Source organism: Castellaniella sp. S9, assembly GCF_027257175.1.
Taxonomy (GTDB): Bacteria; Pseudomonadota; Gammaproteobacteria; order Burkholderiales; family Burkholderiaceae_B; genus Castellaniella.
Genome location: NZ_JAPFGD010000001.1, coordinates 427,300 through 448,303 on the forward strand (window position 1 = coordinate 427,300; position 21,004 = coordinate 448,303).

At 65.7% G+C, this 21,004-nt stretch carries 18 protein-coding genes; 5 read left to right on the top strand and 13 right to left on the bottom strand.

From position 1 onward, the window contains the following. Window positions 1-2: 2 nt before the first annotated feature. The 6 genes from OOZ48_RS02125 to OOZ48_RS02150 form a co-directional block, all read right to left on the bottom strand. Entirely contained in the window at window positions 3-2,153 is a 2,151-nt protein-coding gene (locus tag OOZ48_RS02125; RefSeq protein ID WP_269495225.1) for a putative bifunctional diguanylate cyclase/phosphodiesterase, read from the bottom strand. A 134-nt stretch (window positions 2,154-2,287) separates the two neighbouring features. Then, window positions 2,288-2,932: a GTP cyclohydrolase II gene (ribA, locus tag OOZ48_RS02130; RefSeq protein WP_269495227.1), complete on the bottom strand. Its 645-nt coding sequence runs from the start codon at window positions 2,930-2,932 to the stop codon at window positions 2,288-2,290. A 116-nt stretch (window positions 2,933-3,048) separates the two neighbouring features. Continuing rightward, window positions 3,049-3,753, bottom strand: coding sequence for an ABC transporter ATP-binding protein (locus OOZ48_RS02135; RefSeq protein WP_269495230.1), 705 nt, complete (start codon window positions 3,751-3,753; stop codon window positions 3,049-3,051). Continuing rightward, on the bottom strand, window positions 3,740-5,551 hold the full coding sequence (locus OOZ48_RS02140; protein ID WP_269495232.1) for a branched-chain amino acid ABC transporter ATP-binding protein/permease: 1,812 nt from the start codon (window positions 5,549-5,551) through the stop codon (window positions 3,740-3,742). Before OOZ48_RS02140 ends, OOZ48_RS02135 begins: the two co-directional genes overlap by 14 nt. Before the next feature lie 92 nt (window positions 5,552-5,643). Then, complete coding sequence (locus OOZ48_RS02145; protein ID WP_269495234.1) at window positions 5,644-6,510, bottom strand: branched-chain amino acid ABC transporter permease; 867 nt, start codon at window positions 6,508-6,510, stop codon at window positions 5,644-5,646. 91 nt (window positions 6,511-6,601) lie between these two features. Continuing rightward, window positions 6,602-7,963, bottom strand: a complete 1,362-nt coding sequence (locus OOZ48_RS02150; RefSeq protein WP_269495235.1) for a substrate-binding protein — start codon at window positions 7,961-7,963, stop codon at window positions 6,602-6,604. Between the two features lie 693 nt (window positions 7,964-8,656). Here OOZ48_RS02150 and OOZ48_RS02155 point away from each other — a divergent pair. Then, the gene (locus tag OOZ48_RS02155; RefSeq protein ID WP_269495237.1) at window positions 8,657-9,136 is read left to right on the top strand and encodes a hypothetical protein; all 480 of its coding nucleotides are present in this window, start codon (window positions 8,657-8,659) and stop codon (window positions 9,134-9,136) included. A gap of 58 nt (window positions 9,137-9,194) precedes the next feature. Here OOZ48_RS02155 and OOZ48_RS02160 read toward each other — a convergent pair whose 3' ends face one another. From OOZ48_RS02160 to OOZ48_RS02170, 3 genes are read right to left on the bottom strand one after another with little or no spacing between them, the layout of a single operon-like run. Beyond that, window positions 9,195-10,634, bottom strand: a complete 1,440-nt coding sequence (locus tag OOZ48_RS02160) for a YdgA family protein (RefSeq protein ID WP_269495238.1) — start codon at window positions 10,632-10,634, stop codon at window positions 9,195-9,197. 11 nt (window positions 10,635-10,645) lie between these two features. Next, window positions 10,646-11,617, bottom strand: a complete 972-nt coding sequence (gene ispH, locus OOZ48_RS02165; protein ID WP_269495239.1) for a 4-hydroxy-3-methylbut-2-enyl diphosphate reductase — start codon at window positions 11,615-11,617, stop codon at window positions 10,646-10,648. After that, window positions 11,614-12,090: an FKBP-type peptidyl-prolyl cis-trans isomerase gene (locus tag OOZ48_RS02170; RefSeq protein ID WP_269495241.1), complete on the bottom strand. Its 477-nt coding sequence runs from the start codon at window positions 12,088-12,090 to the stop codon at window positions 11,614-11,616. The genes ispH and OOZ48_RS02170 overlap by 4 nt, the downstream gene beginning before the upstream one ends. Before the next feature lie 51 nt (window positions 12,091-12,141). Here OOZ48_RS02170 and radC point away from each other — a divergent pair, with 51 nt between their 5' ends. After that, on the top strand, window positions 12,142-12,849 hold the full coding sequence (gene radC, locus OOZ48_RS02175; RefSeq protein WP_269495243.1) for a RadC family protein: 708 nt from the start codon (window positions 12,142-12,144) through the stop codon (window positions 12,847-12,849). Between the two features lie 32 nt (window positions 12,850-12,881). Here the strand turns inward: radC and OOZ48_RS02180 are convergent, their stop codons facing one another. Then, entirely contained in the window at window positions 12,882-14,039 is a 1,158-nt protein-coding gene (locus OOZ48_RS02180) for a mandelate racemase/muconate lactonizing enzyme family protein (RefSeq protein WP_269495244.1), read from the bottom strand. A gap of 320 nt (window positions 14,040-14,359) precedes the next feature. On the opposite strand from OOZ48_RS02180, the gene OOZ48_RS02185 reads away from it, so the two are divergent. From OOZ48_RS02185 to OOZ48_RS02195, 3 genes are all read left to right on the top strand, one after another. Further along, window positions 14,360-14,626: a type B 50S ribosomal protein L31 gene (locus tag OOZ48_RS02185; RefSeq protein WP_269495245.1), complete on the top strand. Its 267-nt coding sequence runs from the start codon at window positions 14,360-14,362 to the stop codon at window positions 14,624-14,626. A gap of 87 nt (window positions 14,627-14,713) precedes the next feature. After that, on the top strand, window positions 14,714-16,474 hold the full coding sequence (locus tag OOZ48_RS02190) for an ArnT family glycosyltransferase (RefSeq protein WP_269495247.1): 1,761 nt from the start codon (window positions 14,714-14,716) through the stop codon (window positions 16,472-16,474). Continuing rightward, window positions 16,471-17,883, top strand: a complete 1,413-nt coding sequence (locus OOZ48_RS02195) for an MATE family efflux transporter (protein ID WP_269495249.1) — start codon at window positions 16,471-16,473, stop codon at window positions 17,881-17,883. Before OOZ48_RS02190 ends, OOZ48_RS02195 begins: the two co-directional genes overlap by 4 nt. A 15-nt stretch (window positions 17,884-17,898) precedes the next feature. On the opposite strand, the gene OOZ48_RS02200 is transcribed toward OOZ48_RS02195, so the two are convergent. The 3 genes from OOZ48_RS02200 to OOZ48_RS02210 are packed head-to-tail and all read right to left on the bottom strand — an operon-like array spanning window position 17,899 to window position 21,000. Continuing rightward, window positions 17,899-19,149, bottom strand: coding sequence for a quaternary amine ABC transporter ATP-binding protein (locus OOZ48_RS02200; RefSeq protein WP_269495252.1), 1,251 nt, complete (start codon window positions 19,147-19,149; stop codon window positions 17,899-17,901). A gap of 1 nt (window position 19,150) precedes the next feature. Further along, window positions 19,151-20,005 (bottom strand): ABC transporter permease, encoded by an 855-nt coding sequence (locus OOZ48_RS02205; RefSeq protein ID WP_269495394.1) that lies wholly within the window; start codon window positions 20,003-20,005, stop codon window positions 19,151-19,153. An 11-nt stretch (window positions 20,006-20,016) separates the two neighbouring features. Next, on the bottom strand, window positions 20,017-21,000 hold the full coding sequence (locus OOZ48_RS02210) for an ABC transporter substrate-binding protein (RefSeq protein WP_269495395.1): 984 nt from the start codon (window positions 20,998-21,000) through the stop codon (window positions 20,017-20,019). Between the last annotated feature and the right edge of the window lie 4 nt (window positions 21,001-21,004).

Here is a 21,004-nt window from a genome sequence, read left to right on the forward strand (position 1 = left end):
ATTCAGTTGGGACGGCCGGCCGCCGTCGGACGCATGTCGCGCCCGGCCGAGAGCAAGGCCTCGAAATGCCGCGCCAACAAGGGCTTGGAAAACAGGAAGCCCTGGCCGAAATCGCAGCCGGCCGCCGCCAATAGCTCGTATTGGGCGCGGGTCTCGATGCCCTCGGCCACGACTTTCAAGCCCAGCTTGTGCGCCAGCAGGATGATGGCCTCGCACAGCGCCAGATCGGGCCCTTGCGGTCGCAGGTTCGAGACAAAGGACTGGTCGATCTTGAGAGAGTCGATGGAGAATTTTCCCAGATAGGACAGGGATGAATAGCCGGTGCCGAAGTCATCCAGCGAAATCTGGATGCCGGCCTCGTGGAAGGCGGCGATCTGCTGATCGATGCGCACCGCGGAATCCAGCAAGATGCCCTCAGTGATCTCGATGGTCACTCCTGTGCCATCGAGGCCCAGCGTGTCGAGGTGGCCGAGCCAGAAACCCAGATCGATCCCCTCGTGGCGGAATTGCACGGGCGAGATGTTCACGCTGAGCTGCAGGCCGCTGGCGTAGTCGCGGCGCCAGTTGCGCGCCTGGCGGGTGGCCTCGCAGAACACCCAGTCGCCGATGCCCCGGATCATGCCGGTTTCCTCGGCCAGGGGGATGAACTCGGCCGGCGGGATGAGCCCACGCACGGGATGGTTCCAGCGCAGCAGGGCCTCGGCCTTGGCGATGCGCCCGGTCGAGAGCTCGACGATGGGCTGATAGGCGAGGAAGAACTGTTTCTGGTCCAGGGCCACGTGCAGGTCGTTGACCAGGCGCATGCGCGTCTGCGCCTGTTCCTGCATGGAGGCGGTGAAATAGCAGCTGCGGTTGCGGCCTTCGGCCTTGGCGGCATACATGGCCTGGTCCGCGTTGTTGAGCAGGACGTCGGCCTCGGTGGCGTCGTCGGGATAGAAGGTGATCCCGATGCTGGTCGAGATGAAGACGGTCTCCATCCCGAGGTGGAAGGGCTCGGAGAGACGGCGCAGGATCTTGTGGGTGACGCGCTCGACGTCGCGGGTTTCATGGATGTCGTCGATCAGCACTGTGAACTCGTCGCCTCCCAGGCGCGCCACGGTGTCGCTTTGGCGCACGCAGCCGTTCAGGCGGCGGGCGGCCTCCTTCAGCAATTCGTCGCCCACGGCGTGGCCCAGCGTGTCGTTGATTTCCTTGAAACGATCCAGGTCCAGGAACAGCAAGCAGGTCCTGGTGTTGGTGCGCTTGGATTTCTTGATGCTTTGTTCCAGGCGGTCATGGAACATCTGCCGGTTGGGCAGGTCGGTGAGCCTGTCGAAATTGGCCTGCTTCCAGATGATGGCCTCGGCGCGCTTGATCTCGGCGATGTTCGAAAAGATCATCACGCGCCGATAGACCTCGCCGTCCTCGGTATACGAGGTATTGATGCTGAGCCACTCGGGGTAGAGCTCGCCGTTCTTGCGCTGGCCCCAGTGTTCGCCCTGCCAGCGCCCGGTGTCGAGCACGCTGCGCCACATGTTGCGGTAGAAATCGCGGTCGTGGCACGAGGAATTAAGACAGCGGACATGGCGGCCGATGACCTCGGATTCGTGCTGGCCGCGCAGGCGGACGAATGCGGGATTGACGTCGAGGATGAAACCCTTGGGATCCAGCACCAGCATCCCTTCACTGGTGGCGCGATAGACCAGAGAGGCGAGGCGCGCCTGGCGCTCGTCGTCGCTGACTTCGGGATTGCGCTCGCGCATCAGGAACAGGAAGCTGCGCCCCGTGGGGCCGAGCATCGACGTGACGGCGCCCGCGAGGCTGAACGGCACCCGCCCCAGGCGCAGGCCGGTGCTGCGCCAGGCGATCGAGGAGGCCTCGCCGGGATCGTCGAGGCGATCGAGGAAGGTCTGGATGTCGGGCAGCAGGTCTGAGGCCGGCAAGCCGATCGCAGAACCCCGCCGATAGCCGAACAAGCGTTCGGCGGCACGATTCAGATAGGTGACGCCGCCCTGGGGGTCCGTGGCGAGGAACGCGTCGCGCGCGAAGTCCCCGAGACGCAGCAAGGCAAGAATATGACTGCGATCCGGCGTGCTGCGCGGCAATTCCTGGGCGGCGGCCGTATCGGCGGTCAACACGTGAAAAAAAGTGTCGGCTGCGTTGTTCTGAGGCATGAAGCCGGTCCCTTGCCAGGGCCGCTAATGCCCCGCGCCAGCGGGCTCCTGGGATTGATCGGTAAATCCAAACTTTTTTAACATAAACACACATTCGGAACCATCGGGTTTACCCCTTCCACGACGGCCGAACTTTAGGGCCCCTCGCCGAAATACTCCTTGAAGCGATGGCCGAGCTTGCGCGCCTTGGTGCGCAGATACTGCTCGTTGTAGGGATTGCGGTTGACCTGCAGGGGGATGCGCTCGGCAACCTCGATGCCCATGCCCTCGAGCTTGCGTTCCTTGCGGGGATTGTTGGTCATCAGGCGCACACGCGCGATGCCGAAATGCGCCAGCATCGGGCCGCACAAATCATAGCGCCGCATGTCGGCGGGAAAGCCCAATCGTTCGTTGGCCTCGACCGTGTCGGCGCCCTGGTCCTGCAATTGATAGGCGCGGATCTTGTTCACCAGGCCGATGCCGCGGCCCTCCTGGCGCAGGTACATGATGATGCCCCTGCCTTCATGGGCGATGCGCTGCATGGCCGCCTCGAGCTGGGCGCCACAGTCGCAGCGCTGGCTGAACAGGGCATCGCCCGTCAGGCATTCGGAATGGATCCGCGCCAGCACCGGCCCGTCCGCGCCCAAGTCGCCCAGGGTCAGCGCAATGTGCTCCTTGCCCGTGCCGGGCTCGACGAAGGCATGGATGTCGAAGATGGCCCAGGGCGTGGGCAACTTGCTGGAGGCGACGTACTGCAGGACCGCGCCCGCCGCGCCGCTGGCGCCCTCGCTGGCATGCATAGGATAGGCTCGAGAACTCGAAAAATGAACGGGCTATAGGTTACCACCAAAAAAAACCGGACCCCGCTCGCGCGGGATCCGGCCGCAGCCCCCCCGGGCCACACACAAAACCGTGGTCAGGCTTTCACACCCAGATAGCGTTCGATGATCTCGCCATTGCCATGCAGGTCGTTGGGCGTGCCTTCATAAACCATATGACCATTGTTGATGATATAACAACGATCCGCAAGTGACAAAGCCGCCCGCACATTCTGCTCGACGATCACGATGGTGTTGCCGGCGTCCGCGAGCTTGCGGCACACCGCGATCAGGTCGCGCACGATCAGCGGCGCCAGGCCCTCGAAAGGCTCGTCCAGAAAGATGATGCCGGCGTTGCGGATCATGGCCCGGGCAATGGCGAGCATCTGCTGCTCGCCGCCGGAGAGCTGTTTGCCGCGATTGCGCTTGCGTTCGGCCAGCCGCGGAAAGCTTTCGTAGATCTCATCGAGCGAGCGCGGATTGTCAGCCGTCATGGCGGCCAGCTGCAGATTTTCCTGAACCGAGATCGAGCCGAACACCCGACGCTCTTCCGGCACCAGTTGAATCCCCAGGGCGGCACGCTCGAACGGCGGCAGTTGCTGGATCTCGACCCCGTTGTGGCGGATAGCGCCGGACTTGACCGTCACCATGCCCATCAGGGACTTCAAGGTCGTGCTCTTGCCCGCTCCGTTGCGGCCCAGCAGCGCCACCACCTCATGTTCCTCGACCCGCATCGACACATCGAACAGGATGTGCGAGTCACCGTAGTAGCTGTTGATTTTGTCGACTTCAAGCAGGCTCATGATCGTCCATCCCCCCCAGATAAGCAGCCTGCACCGACGAATCCCGGCGGATCTCGTCCGGCGTGCCTTCCGCCAGTTTGCAGCCTTCGTACAAGACCGTGATGCGCTCGGCGAGCTCGAACATGGCGTCCATGTCGTGCTCGACGATGACCATGCTGCGGCCCCTGCGTATGGATTTCAGCAGCCCCACGACCAGCACGCGCTCCTCGGGTCCGAGGCCGGCCAGCGGCTCGTCGAACAGCAGCACATTGGCTCCCGTGGCCAGCGCCAGGCCAATCTCCAGACGGCGCTTTTCACCATAGGCCATCTCGGAGACTATCGTATCTGCATGGCTGCTCAGGCCGACCAGTGCAATGGCCGCGTTCACCTGCTCATCCAGGGCATCCGAATGCAGGCCCTTGAGCATGTCATTGCGGAATTTGCCACGATTGCGAGCCAGGACGGGAATCATGACGTTCTGGCGCACGGTGAGATGTTCGAACAGCTGGTTGATCTGGTAGCTCTTGCTCATGCCCAGTTGGCACACCGCCGTCACACCGATCCCCGTGATTTCCTGTCCGCGGAAATACACCTTGCCGGTGGTGGTGGGCAGCTCGCCAGCGAGCATGGCAAAGAACGTGGACTTGCCGGCTCCGTTAGGGCCGATCACACCGTGCAGCTCGCCTTCCCGCAAAGAGAAGTTCACGTCGCTGACCGCCTTCAGGCCGCCGTATTGCTTGCCGATGCCCCGCGCCTCGAGTACGGGCGCGCCCGGCCGGCTGGTGGCGAGCGGAGGAACGATCGAGAGTTCGGATGACACCTTGGCGCTGGCGTCGGCGTCGATGTCGGCGGGCAGCCGGCCGCGCCGCGCGCGAACGAAGTCCAGCATGGCACCCGCCACGCCGTGACGGAAAACGGTCACCAGCACTACGAAGACGATGCCCAGGATCAGCTTCCAGTACGGGCCGAGCTCGCCGATGCGCTGCAGCCCCTCGTAGAGGTACAGCCAGATCGTTGCGCCCAACAAGGGCCCGAGCAAGGTCCCCGCCCCGCCCATGACTGTCTGGATCACGAGTTGCGCCGAGGTGTCCAGGCTGAAGGCGTCCGGCGGCATATAGGACTGAAAGATGCCCAGCAGGCCACCCGCCAGCCCGCCATAGGCCGCGGCCACCACGAACACCGTCAGTTTGTAGGACTGGATCGAATGGCCCAATGCCATGGCGCGCTTGGGATTGCCACGGATGGCCTTGAGCACTGCACCGAACGGCGAACGCACGATGCGCCGGGCAATCAGGTAGCCGATGAAGAAAAAGAACGCCACGAACCAGTACATCGGCCAGCCACTGGAGATGTGGATGTCCACGAAACCCAGCGAAAGCTGCGGCGGAGGCACGCCGGCGATGCCGTTCTCGCCCCCGGTATATTCCTTGAAGGACGAGTTCTGCAGGAAATAGAACATTTCGCCGAAAGCAAGTGTGCTCATGGCGAAATAAATCCCTGTGCGGCGCAAGGTCAGGTAGCCGATCACCAAGCCGGCGACCGAGGCCACGGCCGTGCCGATCAGCAAGGCCACGAGCATGTTTGGCACCAGGCCGGCCGTCAATAGATAAGCAGTGACGAAGCCGCCCGTCCCGTAGAAGGCCGCTTGTCCGAAGGACAGCAGGCCGGTGTAGCCGAACAACAGGTCGAAGCCCAGGCCGAACAGGCCCCAGATCAGGATCCGGGTCAGCAGGTCCGGGCTCATCCCGAGGTAAGGCAGGACGAAGGGCGCCGCGATCAGGCACAGCCCCACGATCATTTCCGGAAGTTGTCTACGCATGCCTCCACCGTGAATCGAGTGTTGGGCGGGGGCATTTCCCGCCGTCTGTTGATCCGCGCCATGCGCGGCCACAGCGCCTTCGTGTACCGTGCTCATTCTCGTCCCTCCTGCCCCATCAGTCCCTGCGGGCGCAAGATCAAAACGAGCGCCATGACGACGAAGAGCATCACGTGTGAATAGGCGGGATCAACGATCGAGGTCAGGCTGAGGATCACGCCTGCAATGATGCCGCCGATGATTGCTCCCGGAAATGATCCCACCCCGCCGATCACCACCACCACAAAGGAGTCCACCAGGACGCGATGCCCCATATCCGGCAACAGGGTGACGATGGGCGCATCAACCATGCCGGCATAACCCGCCGCCATGGCTCCGATCCCGAACACCAGCAGGAAGGTGCGCTTGACGTTGATACCCAGCGCATTGACCATTTCGGCATCCTCGATGCCGGCGCGCACAATCAGCCCGAGGCTGGTGCGATAGAGGATGAAGTACAGCAGCAGCAGCGTCGCCGCAGCGATCCCCAGTGCCTGCAGGCGGTACAACGGATAAATGAGCGAACCGATGTGGGCCACTCCCTGCCCCCAGGCCGGCACATCGACCGACAAGCTGACGCCGCCATAGATCGAACGTACGATCTCGACCAGAATGATGCCGATCCCGAAAGTCACCAGGATCTGGTCCTCAGGCGGACGGCTATAGTACTGGCGCATCAATCCGCGCTCGATGATCAGGCCGACGGCCAGCGACATGGCCGCGCCCCCGGCAATGGCCAGCACGAATGAATCCGTGATGCCGTAGACGGTATAGCCCGCATACGCACCCACCACGAACAAAGCGCCATGCGCAAAGTTGATGACGCCGAGCGTGCCATAGATGATCGTCAAACCGGTACTGATGAGCGCAAGCAACAGGCCGGTGGCCAGCCCGTTGAACAACTGCGATAAGAACAAGGACATGCTCGGCATCTGAACGCCCTCCTGTGATCGTCTGTCCTACGAAGGCCCGGGCGCCCTCCCCGCGAGGGAGCACCCGGGCGCGACCCGGCGCTTAGATGTAGTCGCCCAGCTTGCAGCCCAGCAGACCCACCGGCGGCAGGGCCGACTTGCCATCGACCACCTGAACGACCTCGAAGAAATCGTCCGGGTTCTTCATGTCGGCAGGCTTCTTGCCGCGCAGGATGGGGAAGTTGATGATCCCCTGGTGATCCTCGGCGCGGAAGCTGACCTTGCCAGCAGGGCCGTCACGGACCTCGCCGGCTTCATAGGCCTTGATGACGTCCGGCGGATAGAAACTGCCCGCGCGTTCCACCGCGTCGGCCCACAGCACGAGTTGCAGGTAGGCGATATAGGCCGAATCCCGGGGCTTGGCCTTGAACTTCTTTTCGTACGCCGTAACGAAGTCCTTGGCGATCGGATACTGGTCCTCCAGCGTCCACCAGAAGCCCGAACCCGTGTAGACGCCTTGCATGATCTCGGCGCCGATTTCCTTTTCCAGGAAGGCGGACATGTAAGGCACCACGATCTTCATCTTGTCGAGCAGACCGAACTGTTTGGCCTGCTTGATCGCATTGGCGGCATCGGCGCCGTATGCGATCACCACCAGGGTGTCGGCATCGCTGTTGGCGATGTTGATCAGGAACGAGCTGTAGTCCTTGGCGCCCAGTGGATGGACCTGGTTGGTCACGGTGGTCCAGCCTTCCTTCTCGGTGAATTCCTTCATCGAGTCGAAGGTGGTGTGGCCGTAGGTGTAGTCGGGCGTGAGGTATGCGGCCTTGCGGTCCTTGCCCAGGTTGGCGGCCAGCACGGGGGCAATGGCCTTGCAGGCCATATAGGCGAAATAGCACAGACGAAAACCGTAGCGTTGGCAGTCCACCCCGGTGGTCTCGTTCGAGCCCGAGATGGCCGGCAGGTAGATGGTGTGCTCGCGGTTGCAGACTTTCTGCAAGGCGATGGCGACCGCGCTGCTGGTGCTGCCCGTGATCACGAGCGCCTTGTTGTCGTGGATGAAGCGCGTCGCCGCCTGAACGGCCGTATTCGGCTTGGTCTCGGCATCGGCGGACCCCAGTTTCACGGTCTTGCCCAGCACGCCTTTCTTGGTCAGGGGGGAAATCTTCTTGACTTCCTCGGCACCGGCATTGAGCTGTTCGGCCGCCAACTCGTAGCCGTTCTTTTGCTCAGCGCCCTGGGCGGAATACGGTCCGGTCAGGTCGACGGTCAGGCCGATGAATACCGAATCCCCTTCGGCGCCCGCAGGCCATGCCCCCAGGGGCTTCTTGTCCTGGGCCGTGGCAACCCGGGCCGCCCCGGGCAACAGCATGCCGCCGGCCACACCGGCCGCGCCCGCCTTCAGTACCGAGCGGCGCTGCACGCGTGCCTTCATGGCCTTGCCCAAAGTCTTCTTGTCATCCATTGCTTGTCTCCTGAGTGGTTGGGTCCGGACATCGGGGACGTCCGGTATGACGTCAGTTTCCAGTGCAGCCTCTGCAATTCTTTTTGATATTCGAACCAGCTTTGTTTTTATGTCGGCAGATAAACGAACCTCGCTTATTGCTGCATGCCGCTATTAGTAAGATTTGAAACTTACGCAAAACTTACGCAATCAGGACACGGATTTATTCGCTTCGGACACCCTCGGGCCATGCGTGAGCCTGTCGCGGCATCACGCAATATCCAATACGCTGTTTTCAAAAGATTTATTGGCGAACGAGACACTGCCCGGGAGTCCGGGATCAGGGTAATTCCCTAAGGGAAAACGGCAGTGCGGAAAAATCCGCTTTTTCCAGCTTCAATATGCGCCGGCCGGTGCGGCCGACGACAGATCATTCAAGCCAAAATGATTTTCGACGCATATTCGCGCCGGGTCTCGAGACCCGGATCCCTGCGCGGCCACACCAGGCCCACGCCGTCGTCCTCGTAGCGCGGGAGCGCCTGGGGCATCCGCCGGACGGCGGATGGGCGCCCCTTGCATTCGGAAAGAAAATGAAATGTAATCAACGGGTCGCCTGACGCCCGCCCCACCTTCGCAATTTGCGGCCTTGTGCGGCGGAACGCAGTGGTCCGACAGGCTTTCCGAAACCTCAGCACACTCCTTGCGCCCATCATCATGCGGTTCATTGCCGGCCTGCTATCCGTCGTCGTGATCTGGGCAGGCCTTGCGCCGGCCGGCGCAGAAACGGGCGACGCATGGCCCGTCCCCCCGTCCCGTACCGTTCTGGCGAGCCCCTATGGGACGCTGTCGGTGCACGACAGCGCCTATGTGTACGAATCCACCCTGATGCTGGACGGCGCCGAGGTCGCCCCCCTCGTCAAGGGCCTCATCACCATCAGCTACGCCTATCGCATGAAGAACCGCAGCATCGCCCTGATCAGCGTCGATACGGGCGATACGTCCTGCCCCATTCGCTATCATTGGATCGCCCTGCGAAAATCGGGCTATCGGATGACCGAGGCGTTCGGCTCGTGTTCACCCAAGATCCGGGTCGCCGCCCATGGCCACACCCTGGTGCTCGAAACGCCCAACGCCGACGACCCGGACAAGATCGACCGGTGGTCCTACGACGGCCGTTCAGTCAAGCGCCGCTAGCCGATACCGTGACCAGGACGACGTCCGCCGGACGCCGACAGCCGGCTGTCCGGCGCGGCTAGCCGGCCGGCCCGACGAGCCAGGGCGACACCAGCGCCAGAAAATCCGCGACCGGCATGGCTTGCCCGTTCAAGGTCACCCGCCCCGCGCTGTAGGCGAGTTCCAGCCGCGCGGCGCCATCCTCGACCCGAACCAGGCCCGCGCGGGCGAGCCGGCCCGTGACACCATCGAACAGCATGCTCGCCAGCGCCGCCGTGCGATCGGCGTCGCCGGGATTCACACGCCGGGCGGTCTCGACCAGCATGGCCTTGGACACCTCCAGGTTCAGCCGCAACTGTCGGATGGCACGTTCGAGAAAAGCGCCGAGATCCGTGTCGCCGCCCTCGCCTGGCGGCGTGAAATCCACGGCCAGGGAGGCCTGGCTCTGGCCCTGCGCATTGCGCCAGCGCAGGGCGTCGATCGCCACGGAAGGGGCGGCCGCCAGGACAGGCCGCAGGCGCTCCAGCAGGGCCGCCCGGTCCGCGGGATCGAGGCCGGCGTCGGGATCGCCCGCCGCCGCGATGTCCTCCCAGGTCTGCTGCAAGGCCTGGAAGGCGCCCGCATCCACGTGCTGGGCGGAGGCCTGGAATTCCAGACGTCCCATGTCCAGCTCGCCGACGCGCAACTGGTCGAGGGCGTAAGCCAGCCGGCCGTCGACCAAGGCGCCGGTGCGCGCCGCATCCAGTCCGACCTCGATGCCGTGGGCCTCGACGGCGGGCTGGTCGGGCCGATCCAGGGCAAGCCGCTGGATCCGCAGGCGATGGCTGGTCCGCCCGTCGTCTTCACCCGATGATGCGCTGTCGCCCTGGATCGACAAACCCTCCAGGCGCAGACGCTCGCCTGTGTCGGGCATGATCAAGGCGAGGTGGTCCAGTGCGCCCGACGCCACGGACGCGCGTGTCGCGGGATCGTAGTCGACGGTCATGCGTCCGGCACTGAACCCGACCTGCACCGCCTGGCCGCGCACCTGCGCCGCCGCCAGGCGCCAGACGGCATGGACCTTGCCGTCGAAGGCGATGCGGGTATCGATCGCCAGCGGCGCGCCCCTGTTCTCGACGCCGTCGAACCAGGCGCCCCCGGTGTCGCCGGGCGCCAGCACCAGGCGGCTGTAGGCTATCGCCGGCCGCCAATCCCCCATGCGCAGCGCGGCCCAGGGCAATGGGCCGTGCGCCAGGGCGTCCTGGAAATGGAGGCCGCGCGCATGCCCGTCGGCGTCCTGATAGGCCAGGGTGTACCGGATCCGGGACGAGAACCAGCCGCGCCGGTACTCGTCGATGCGCAGGACCGGTTGCGGCTGGGTCACCGGCCATTGCGCCGCCAGGCCCAGATTGGCCTGTTCGACGAGCTGCTCGATCCTGGCCTGGGCCTCGCGGCCCGCATACCATGACGCGCCCGCATAGAGGCCCGCCAGGGCGATCACCGTACCCGCGAGGATGGCAAGCGTGCGCCGTGTATTCATGAGGCTCGGCACTAGGACGGGGACGCGATCTTGCGCGAGAGTTCCCTGGGCAGCGGGAAAGAGACGTTTTCGACTACGCCCTCGAGCGGGCGCACCGAACGCGCGCCCAAGGCCTTGAGCCGTTCGATCACGCGCTCGACCAGGACCTCGGGAGCCGAGGCGCCGGCCGTCACGCCGATCCGGCGGGCGCCTTCGAGCCATGCCGGATCGATCATGTCCGGGTCGTCCAGCAGGTAAGCGGCCACGCCCCGGCGCTCGGCGACTTCGCGCAGGCGATTGGAGTTCGAGCTGTTGGGGCTGCCCACCACCAGCACCAGGTCACACGCCGGCGCCATGATGCGCACGGCGTCCTGGCGGTTCTGCGTCGCATAGCAGATGTCGCTTTTCTTGGGCTCGGCGATGCCGGGAAAGCGCGCGCGCAAGGCGGCGGCCACCGCGGCCGCATCGTCGATGGACAAGGTGGTCTGGGTCACGAAGGCCAGCCGCTGGGGGTCGGCCACCTGCAGCGCCGCGACATCCTCGACGGTCTCGACCAGGTGCATGCCGCCGTCGGCCTGGCCCAGCGTGCCCTCGACCTCGGGGTGTCCCCGATGGCCGATCATGATGATCTCGCGCCCATCGGCCCGCATGCGGGCCACCTCGACGTGGACCTTGGTGACCAAGGGGCAGGTCGCATCGAAGATCCGCTGGCCGCGCGCCTCGGCCTCGGCGCGCACTGCCCGTGAGACCCCATGCGCGGAAAAAATCACGATGGCGCCGGCGGGCGCTTCGACCAGTTCGTCGATGAACACGGCGCCCTTGGCGCGCAGGTCCTCGACCACGTAGCGGTTGTGCACGATCTCGTGGCGCACGTAGATCGGCGCGCCGTGTATTTCGAGGGCGCGCTCGACGATGGCGATGGCCCGGTCCACACCCGCGCAGAATCCGCGCGGCTGGGCCAGGACGATGTCCGGCTCGGGCCGGGACGTATCAGATGTGTTCACAGCACCCCCAGGATCCGGACTTCGACCTGCAGGTCGACGCCTGCCAGTGGATGATTGAAATCGAACAGGCCGGAGGTTTCGCCCAGTTCCTTGAGCACTCCCGAATACCGTCCGCCGTTGGGCGCCACGAACTCGACCATGTCGCCGGGCTGGAACTCGGTGTCCGGCGGCGCATTGTCGCGCATGGCCTCGCGGCTGACGCGCTGGACGAGGTCGGGATTGCGTTCCCCATAGGCCCGAGCGGCCGGCAGGTCCACCATGAAGTGCTCGCCTTCGGCGCGGCCGACCAGCAGGTCCTCGAGCCCGGCGGCCCATTGCCCCACGCCCATCTGCAGCGTGGCCGGCCGATCCAGGAAGGTATCGACGAACACCGTCCCCGCCGCCTGGCCGCTGGTGAGCTCGATGCGATAGTGCAGGGTCACGTAGGAATCGGCACGGACAAAAGTATTCACCGCGTCAGATGTGGAAGTCAAAGTGTGTCACCGTAGAAGATCTCGCGCATGCGCCATATTTTAGAGCCTATCATGACCTCGGGTCCCGCATCCCCCTATTCCCGGCCCGCAGCCGGCCACGCGCCGAGCCCCGAGCGCCCCCGCGAACGCCTGCTGGCCCATGGCGCCCACGCCCTCACCAGCGCCGAATTGCTGGCGGTCGTCCTGCGCACCGGCACCCGCGGCTGCGATGCCGTCGCCCTGGGGCGGCGCCTGCTGGAGCATTTCGGCGGCCTGCGCAGCCTGCTGTCCGCGCCGGCGGGGTCGCTGCTGGGCTTTCCCGGCATGGGCACCGCCAAGACCTGCGAACTGCTGGCCATCCGCGAACTCAGCCGCCGCGCGCTCGAGGAGGACCTGCGCGCCGGCCAGGCGATGAGCCAGCCCCAGCAGGTCAAGCGGTTCTGTGCCGCGCAACTGGCGCACCTGCGCGTCGAGCACTGCATCGCGCTGTACCTGGATACCCAGCTGCAATTGATTCTTTGCGAAGAGGTGTCGCGCGGCACGCTGTCGCAGGCCACGGTCTATCCCCGCGAAATCGTCCGGGCCGCGCTGGGCCATCACGCGGCCGGTGTCATCCTGGCGCACAATCACCCCTCGGGCCTGGCCGAACCCAGCCCCGCGGACCTGGCCCTCACGCGCCACCTGAAGCAGGCGCTCGCCCTGGTGGACATCCGGCTGGTCGACCACCTGATTGTGGGGGCTTCAGGTGCGGTGTCCCTCGCCGAACGCGGCGAGGTGTAGGCCGCCGGGCAGGAAGGCCCGCCGGCCGCTACTCATCGCTCGGCGATGCCCTCGACGACATCCCAGTCGACCTCGACGCCCAGCCCCGGCGCGCCCGGAACGATCGCCTGGCCCTGATCGAAGGCGACGCCGCCCTGAAACACATCGTCCCGGCCCAGCGTGAGGAAAGACACGTGACCCTCGCAATCCACGGGGTAGTGGTCCTTGATGATGGCGGCGATGTGGGCGCAGGCGGTATCGCCCACCAGGGTGAAGGGATTCGTATCGACACTGACGCCGATGCCCGCGGCGGTGCACAGGGCGATGATTTGCTGGGCCGGGAAGAAACCGCCGACGCGATTGATCTTCAGCACGATTCTGTCGCAGGCCTGCGCCGCAATCGCATTGGACATGGCCTCGACCGACCAGATGGACTCGTCCAGGATGACGGGCGTACGGGCATGCTCGCGAACATGGCGGGCGCCGGCCAGATCCGCATAGGCCAGGGGCTGTTCGATCGACAGATTATCGTATTCCTCAAAGCGCGCGAGCTTGGCCACCGTCCACTTGGCGTTGCGCCAGCCCTGATTGGCATCGGCGTCGATATAGACGTCACGCGGCGTGACCTCGAGCGCGGCCTGCAGGAACTCCAGTTCCTGCTCCATGCGCTGCATTGAAAACCCGTGGTGCAGCAGGGTGTCGCCCACCTTGATCTTCAGGCCCTTGAAGCCCCGGGCGACGAAATCCTTGCACGCTTGCGCCATGCTCTCGGGCGTCTTGTGGTAGAGGTTGGTCAGCAGGTCCAGGCGCGTGCGGTACGCCCCGCCCAGCAGCGCATGCACGCTCAGGCCCTTGGCCTTGCCGACCAGGTCGTACAAAGCCATGTCGACCGCCGACCGGGCGCCGCGTCCGCCCGGCATGCCGCCAGCATACGTGCGCTCCATGATCTGGTGCGCCCGGGCGATGTTCGTGGCGTCCTGACCCACCAGCGCCTGCGCATAGAGCGCCAGGCAGCCGGCGATCTGCTCGGCGGTTTCGCCCAGATACCAGACTTGGCTCGTCACCTCGCCAACGCCGGTGACGCCGTCTTCGCCAGTGACCCGCACGAGGAAGCTGGGCGGCGCATCGGGCCAGACGGATTCATCGCTGTCCCAGGATTCCTTGATGGCGCGGCAAGGCAGTTTCCAATAATCGATGGCAATGATTTTCATATCCGGGTGTCCTTCATGGTGTTGAGGAAGCATGGCGGGCCGTGACGGAAACATGCCGTCATTCTAGATGCAGGATACTGGATACAATTTATCAATCGATATCAGTATTAATCCCAGGCCGAACCCGGAAACGCCCGCCACGCACCGCGGGTCGCGCACAGGCGACCCGCGTCCTGCTGTCGGCGCACCGACGGCTATTGAATAAATTCCCTATAGGGATTAGAATACTGGGCTTTACCGGATACGTTGTCAGGCACTACAGGCACTACAGGCACTAGTGGGCCTGGCTGGCGACCCTCACACAGACTGGAACATCCACCATGAAAGAAGGCATCCACCCCGAATACCGCGAAGTCGTATTCCTGGATCAGCAAACCGGCAACACGTTTATCTCGCGCTCGACGCTTTCGACCCGCGAAAAGACCGAGATCGACGGCAAGACCTATCCGCTTTTCAAGTGCGATGTGACCTCCGAGTCCCACCCCTTCTACACGGGCGCCCAGACCCGCATCGTCGAGACCGGCCGCGTCGAGAAATTCCGCGCCCGCTTTGCGCGCACCGCCGGCACGGTCAAGAAAGACCAATAAGCCCGCCGCAGCCGAAAAGGGCAGCCATCCAGGCTGCCCTTTTTCATTTAAGATGGCTTTGTCCATTTTCTCGGTAGTGCTGTCCCGGTGTTCCAAGACAACGTTCGCTCGACGCCCGCCCGGCTGACGGCCCCCGCCACGGTCAAGCTCCCGCGCCTGTTCCTGCTGTGCGTCGGGCTGGTCTACATCCTGGCCGGCCTGTTTTACCGCGACCCCTGGAAGACCGACGACGTCACCAGCCTGGCCACCATGCTCACCGCCCTCTCGGAGACGAGCGCTCACGCCTGGCTGCTGCCACAGATCGGCACGCTCGCGCACGCGCAGGACGGCCCGCTGGTCACCTGGGTGGGGGCCTTCTCGATCTGGGCGTTCACGCCGCTGTTCGAATGGTTCTCGGGGCCGCTGGATGCGACGATCATCGCTTCGCGCCTGCCCAACCTGCTGTGGTTCGGCATCCTGACCAGCTCCATCTGGTACGGCACTTACCTGCTGGGCCGGCGCGCCGAGGCGCAACCCATGGCGCTGCCCTTTGGGGGCGAACCCCATCCCCGCGACTACGGGCGCATGCTGGCCGACGCCGCCCTGCTGCTGATCGTGGCGACCGCCGGCATCATCTGGCGGATGCACGAGACCTCCGAGGTCCCGGCCGTCATCGCGTGCCAGGCCCTGGCCTTCTATGCCGTGGCCCGCATGCTGGACCATCCCCTGTCGGGGGCCGTGACCCTGGGCGTGGCGCTGGGCGCCGCCTTCCTTGCGCGCGGCTGGCTGGGTGGCCTGCCGCTGATGCTCGCGGCCGGTTGCGCGTTCCTGCCGCCCGGCCCGCTGCGCGCCGAGTCCAAATGGCTGGCGATCAGCGCCCTGATCTGCGCGGGGCTGATCCTGCTCTGGTGGATTCCCGCCCGCGAGTTCGGCCCGTATTGGACACGAAGCTGGTGGTACTGGACCAGCCAGTCATTCGGCTGGCCCAATCCCAGGGCCCTGCTGAGCATCGCGCGCGACCTGCCCTGGTTCCTGTGGCCCACCTGGCCTCTGGCGCTGCTTGCGCTCTGGCGCTGGCGCAGCTGGCTGGCCGCGCCGCACATCCTCATCCCCGCCGGCTTCGCCGCCTGCGCCCTGCTGGTGATGCTGTTCGTGGCCGATCCGTTCGAACCCGAGTACAGCACGCTCGCCGTGCCCTGCGCGGTCCTGGGCGCATTCGCCCTGCCGACCTTGCGCCGCGGCATCGTCAACACCCTGGACTGGTTCGCCATCATGTGCTTCTCGCTGACGGCGGCGACGGTCTGGCTCGGCTGGGTCGCCCTGCAAAGCGGCTGGCCGGCCCAGATCGCCCACAACATCGAGCGCCAGACTGCCGGGCTGGACGCCCACGTCGCCTGGCCGGCACTGACGCTGGCCGTATTGGGAACTCTGGCCTGGATCCTGCTGGTGCGCTGGCGCCTGCGCTCGCATCCGGCCGGCCTGTGGCGCGGCACGGCCCTGTCGGCCGGCGGGCTCATCACCACCTGGCTGCTGCTGGCGACGCTCTGGATGCCCGCGCTGGACTATGTGCGCAGCTATCGCGAGGTCTCCCACTCGTTCGCCGCCGCGCTCGACGCCCACCGCCGGCCGGGCGAATGCGTGCGCACCCTGCACCTGGGCACCGGCCAACGGGCTTCGTTCCTGGTGTTCGACGGCCTCGAATTCAGTTTTGACGAGCGCTGCCCGCTGGTGCTGCAACAGGTGACGCCCGCCGCGCTGCGGGACGGCACCGCCGCCTACGCCGGGCATGAGGCGCTGTGGGAGGGCCGGCGCGGCCCCGACCGCAACGAGATGTTCCGCCTATTGCGGATCGCGCCGCGCACCCCATGACCCCTTCACCGCGGCACAGTCCCTCGCACAGGGCCGCCGCCGACATCCTGCGACAGGCCTGGCCCATCCTGGTCAGTTCCTGGGCGGGCATCGTCTTCGCCGTCCTGGACACGGCAATGGTCGGCCATACCACCGCCGCCGACCTGCAGGCCATGGCGTTGGGCGCCTCGATCTACATCACGATATTCGTGGGCCTGATGGGGGTCGTCCACGCCCTGATCCCCATTGCCGCCCAGCACTTCGGCGCCGGGCGCCTGGACCTGGCGGGCCACGCCTGGGGCCAGGGTGTCTGGCTGGCCCTGTACCTGTCGCTGATCGGCGGCACCACCCTGCTGTTTCCCGACGTCTGGCTGTCGATGTCAGGCACCGTCGATCCCGAGGTGCGCGCGCGCATCGCCTGGTATCTGCTGGCCCTGGCGGCGGCGCTGCCGGCCGCGCTGATGTTTCGCAGCATCTACGCACTGGCCACGGCGATCTCGCAGACCCGGGTCGTGATGCTGATCAACGTCGCCAGCATCGGCTTCAAGCTGCTGTTCAACGGCGCCTTCATATTCGGCTGGGCGGGCATCCCCGCCATGGGGGCCGTGGGCGCCGGCCTGTCCACCCTGCTGGTCAGCTGGATGACTTTCGCCGCCGGCCTGTGGGTGATCCGGCGGCTGCCGGCCTTCCGCGCCCTCGACCTGCGGGTGGGCCGCCCGCGCTGGGCCGACCAGAAGGCCTTGCTGCGGCTGGGACTGCCCATGGGCGGCTCCTACCTGATCGAGGTCTGCGCCTTCAGCTTCATGGCCTTGCTGATCGCGCGCGACGGCCTGTACGTGAGCGGCGGCCAGCAGATACTCGCCAACCTGATCGCCCTGTGCTACATGCTGCCGATGTCGATCAGCCTGTCGACCGCCTCGTTGACCGCCCAGGCGATCGGCGCGCGCGATGCCGCCAGGGCTCGCGCGACCGGTTGGTCGGGCGTCCTGCTGGTCGTGGCGGGCGCCGCGATCACCGCGGCCGTCCTGATCATCGCACAGAAACCCATCGTGCATGCCTACACCGACGAGGCGCGCGTGGCGGCGGTCGCCCTCGCCTTGCTGCAGGTGGCGCCCTGGTTCCATTTCTGCGATGCCATGCACTGCATCAGCGCCTACTTGCTGCGCGCCTACAAGGTGGCGGTGGTGCCGCTGGTCCTGCAGATCGCCGCTTTGACGGGCCTCGGCCTGATCGGCGGCTGGTGGCTGGGATACGGACCCGGCGCCGGCCGCCTGCGGCCCGTGGCCGACTGGGTGATGCCGGGCGCGCCCGTGGGCGCCGCCACGATGTGGATCATGGCGGCGGCCGGCCTGGGCCTGACCGCGGTCCTGCTGTTCGGCTGGTATGCCCGCGTGCGGCGACGCGAAGAAGCCCGCATGATGCGGGCCTGAAAACCGGACCGGTCTTCAGGCCGCATCCCGGGCGGCTGCCGCCGCCGGCTCGGACGAATCCGATGGATCCGACGGCTCGGGGTCGTCGGCGACCACGGCGGGGGTCACGAGTTCGACCACGCGGCTGCGCGACAGCACGCCCACGAACTCGTCGTCCTCGCCGGTGACCGCCAGGGGCTCGGGGCTGCGCAGCAGGCGGGCAAGGACCTCGTCCAGGCCGGCGCTGGCCGGCACGGAGGCCATGTCGCCCACATAGCGGGCGATGTCCCGCGCGCCGGCGCGCACCGCGCCTTCGGCCTGCTCGCGGGTCAGGACGCCCGCCAGGCGCTTGCCGTCCAGCACGGCCGCATAGTCGTAGCCGCGCCCCGCCAGGCGTTCCAGGGCATGCGCGGGATGCGTGCGCATGGTCAGCGTCAGGGGACGCTCGTTGCAGGCATGCGCAGCATTGAGGACCTTGCCGCGATTGACGTCCTGCAGGAAGGACTGCACATAGTCGTTGGCGGGCGCCAGCAGGATGTCCTCGGGCGCGCCTTCCTGGACCAGTTCGCCGTCCTTGAGGATGGCGATCCGGTTGCCCAGGCGCAAGGCCTCGTCCAGGTCGTGGGTGATGAACACGATGGTCTTGTTCAGGCGCGCTTGCAGGGCCAGCAACTGGTCCTGCATCTCGCGGCGGATCAAGGGGTCGAGCGCGGAGAACGCCTCGTCCATCAGCAGGATCTCGGCATCGGTGGCCAGGGCGCGCGCCAGGCCCACGCGCTGCTGCATCCCGCCCGAGAGCTGGTGCGGATACTGCGCCTCGAACCCGGACAGGCCGACCTGTTCGAGCCAGTGCATGGCGCGCGCCTTGCGCTCGGCGCGGCCCATGCCCTGCACGGCCAGCCCATAGGCCGCATTGTCCAGGACCGTGCGGTGCGGCAGCAGGCCGAAGCGCTGAAACACCATGCTCATCTTGGCCTGGCGGAAGCGCTCGAGCTCGCGCGGACGCAGGCTCATGACGTCGACGCCGTCGACCAGGATCTGGCCGGCGCTGGGGTCTATCAGGCGGTTGAAATGGCGTATCAGCGTGGATTTGCCGGAGCCCGACAGGCCCATGATCACGTGGATATGGCCTTCCTCGATGGACAGGCTGATGTCGCGCAGGCCCAGGGTATGGCCGCTGCGCTCGAGCAGGGCTTCTTTCGAGATGCCCTCGCGCACGGCCCCCATCCAGCGCTGCGGCCGGGGGCCGAATACTTTATAGATATGGCGGACTTCGATCTTGCTCATGTCAGGCCCTCCGTCGCATCTGCCGGTTGCCGAACTGCTGGGTGATCCGGTCAAAGATGATCGCCAGTATCACGATGCCCAGGCCCGCCAGCAGGCCACGACCCACCTGAAGGCGGTTGATGCCCTGCAGGACCTCGTAGCCCAGCCCGCGCACGCCGATCATCGAGGCGATCACCACCATGGCCAGCGCCATCATGGTGGTCTGGTTGATGCCCGCCATGATGTTGGGCAGCGCCAGCGGCAGCTGCACGCCAAAGAGCTGGCGCGTGCGGCTGGCCCCGAAGGCCCGCGAGGCCTCCAGCACCTCGCGGTCGACCAGGCGGATGCCCAGGTCGGTGAGGCGGATGACCGGCGGCACCGCATAGATCACGGTGGCGAACAAGGCCGCGAGCTTGCCCAGGTTGAACAGCATCACCACGGGAATGAGGTAGACGAAGCTGGGCATGGTCTGCATGACATCCAGGATGGGCAGCATGGCCGCGCGCACCCAGCGCACGCTGGCCATCAGGATGCCGATCGGAATACCGATAGCGACCGAGAACAGCACCGCCACCAGCATGAGGGACAGCGTCTGCATGGCCGCGTCCCACAGGCCGATGGCCCCCACCAGGCACAGCAGCCCCCCCATGATGAGGCTGAACCCGGGCTTGCGGCTGCCCATCCAGGCGATCGCCACGATCACGCCGATCACCAGCCACCAGGGCGCGTGCCGCAAGGTCTGGTCGGACCACACCAGCAAGTCGAGCAGGGGCTGGGTCAGCGCGCGCAAGGTATCCGCATACTGGTTGACGATGCCCTCGACGAAATGGTCGATGGGACGCTGCAGCTCGCGCGCCTGGATGAGCTCGGGAAACACCGCGGCCACGCTCAGAGCGCCGCCTGGACGCGTTGCGCCACGTCGGCGGGCAGCCACTGGGTCCAGATATCCTGCTTGGATTTCAGGAACCACTGGGCGGTGGGCTCGGCATCCAGTTCGTTCTCATCCATGTACGACAGGGTTTCGTTCATGGCATCCAGCGGCACCTCGACCTTGGAGAGGAAGCCGATCAGCTTGGGCGCCTTTTCGGAGAATTCAGTGTTGACCGCGGTGAACACCGGATTGTCGGGATAGGCGGTGGGTTGCGGATCGGCGCAGTTGACGTCCGTCAGGCACAGCTGCTTTTCCTTGTCGTAGGGCGGCAGCTCGAGCTGGACCAGGTCCATGGAACCGACCACGGACGTCGGGAACCAGTAGTAGAAAACGATGTTTTCCTTGCGCTGGTAGGCGGACGCCAGCGCCGCCTTTTGCGTCGCGCCGGTGCCGGGCGAGAACAAGGTGTAGGTATCGCCCATGCCCAGCGCCTTGAACAGATTGCCGTTGACGACTTCGCAGGCCCAGCCCGCCGGGCAGCCATAGAAGCGGCCCTTGCCGGGCTCCTCGGGATCCTTGAACGCATCCTTGAACTTCGGCAGGTCGGCGGCCTTCTTCAGTTCAGGGAAACGCTCGGCGGTGTAGCGCGGGATGAACCAGGCCTCGCCGCCCATGTACAGATCGCCGATGCGCTTGACCTTGCCGGTGGCTTCGGCCTTGTTCCAGGGTTCGAGCGTGCTGTTCAGCCAAAGTTCGGTATTGATGTCCAGGTCGCCGCGCTCGAGGGCGGCGAGCGCCGGCAGGGTTTCCGTGGGCAGGACCTCGGATTCGCAGCCGTAGCCGTGCTTGATGATGAAGCGTTCGACCTCGACGAGCACCAGGTTGGATTCCCAGTTCATGCCGCCAAAGCGCATGGGGCGGTCCAGTTCGCACTGGGGCGCGTCGGCCGCCTGGGCGGCCAGCGGCACGCCGCCCAGCAAGGCGGCAAGCATCAGGCCCATGGCT

Coding starts and splice junctions, on each gene's coding strand:
- OOZ48_RS02160 (WP_269495238.1), bottom strand. CDS start 10,634: ATGAATACACGGCGCACGCTTGCCATCCTCGCGGGTACGGTGATCGCC.
- OOZ48_RS02155 (WP_269495237.1), top strand. CDS start 8,657: ATGCGGTTCATTGCCGGCCTGCTATCCGTCGTCGTGATCTGGGCAGGC.
- OOZ48_RS02210 (WP_269495395.1), bottom strand. CDS start 21,000: ATGGGCCTGATGCTTGCCGCCTTGCTGGGCGGCGTGCCGCTGGCCGCC.
- OOZ48_RS02125 (WP_269495225.1), bottom strand. CDS start 2,153: ATGCCTCAGAACAACGCAGCCGACACTTTTTTTCACGTGTTGACCGCC.
- OOZ48_RS02195 (WP_269495249.1), top strand. CDS start 16,471: ATGACCCCTTCACCGCGGCACAGTCCCTCGCACAGGGCCGCCGCCGAC.
- OOZ48_RS02180 (WP_269495244.1), bottom strand. CDS start 14,039: ATGAAAATCATTGCCATCGATTATTGGAAACTGCCTTGCCGCGCCATC.
- radC (WP_269495243.1), top strand. CDS start 12,142: ATGACCTCGGGTCCCGCATCCCCCTATTCCCGGCCCGCAGCCGGCCAC.
- OOZ48_RS02185 (WP_269495245.1), top strand. CDS start 14,360: ATGAAAGAAGGCATCCACCCCGAATACCGCGAAGTCGTATTCCTGGAT.
- OOZ48_RS02200 (WP_269495252.1), bottom strand. CDS start 19,149: ATGAGCAAGATCGAAGTCCGCCATATCTATAAAGTATTCGGCCCCCGG.
- ribA (WP_269495227.1), bottom strand. CDS start 2,932: ATGCATGCCAGCGAGGGCGCCAGCGGCGCGGCGGGCGCGGTCCTGCAG.
- OOZ48_RS02135 (WP_269495230.1), bottom strand. CDS start 3,753: ATGAGCCTGCTTGAAGTCGACAAAATCAACAGCTACTACGGTGACTCG.
- OOZ48_RS02145 (WP_269495234.1), bottom strand. CDS start 6,510: ATGTCCTTGTTCTTATCGCAGTTGTTCAACGGGCTGGCCACCGGCCTG.
- OOZ48_RS02140 (WP_269495232.1), bottom strand. CDS start 5,551: ATGCGTAGACAACTTCCGGAAATGATCGTGGGGCTGTGCCTGATCGCG.
- OOZ48_RS02150 (WP_269495235.1), bottom strand. CDS start 7,963: ATGGATGACAAGAAGACTTTGGGCAAGGCCATGAAGGCACGCGTGCAG.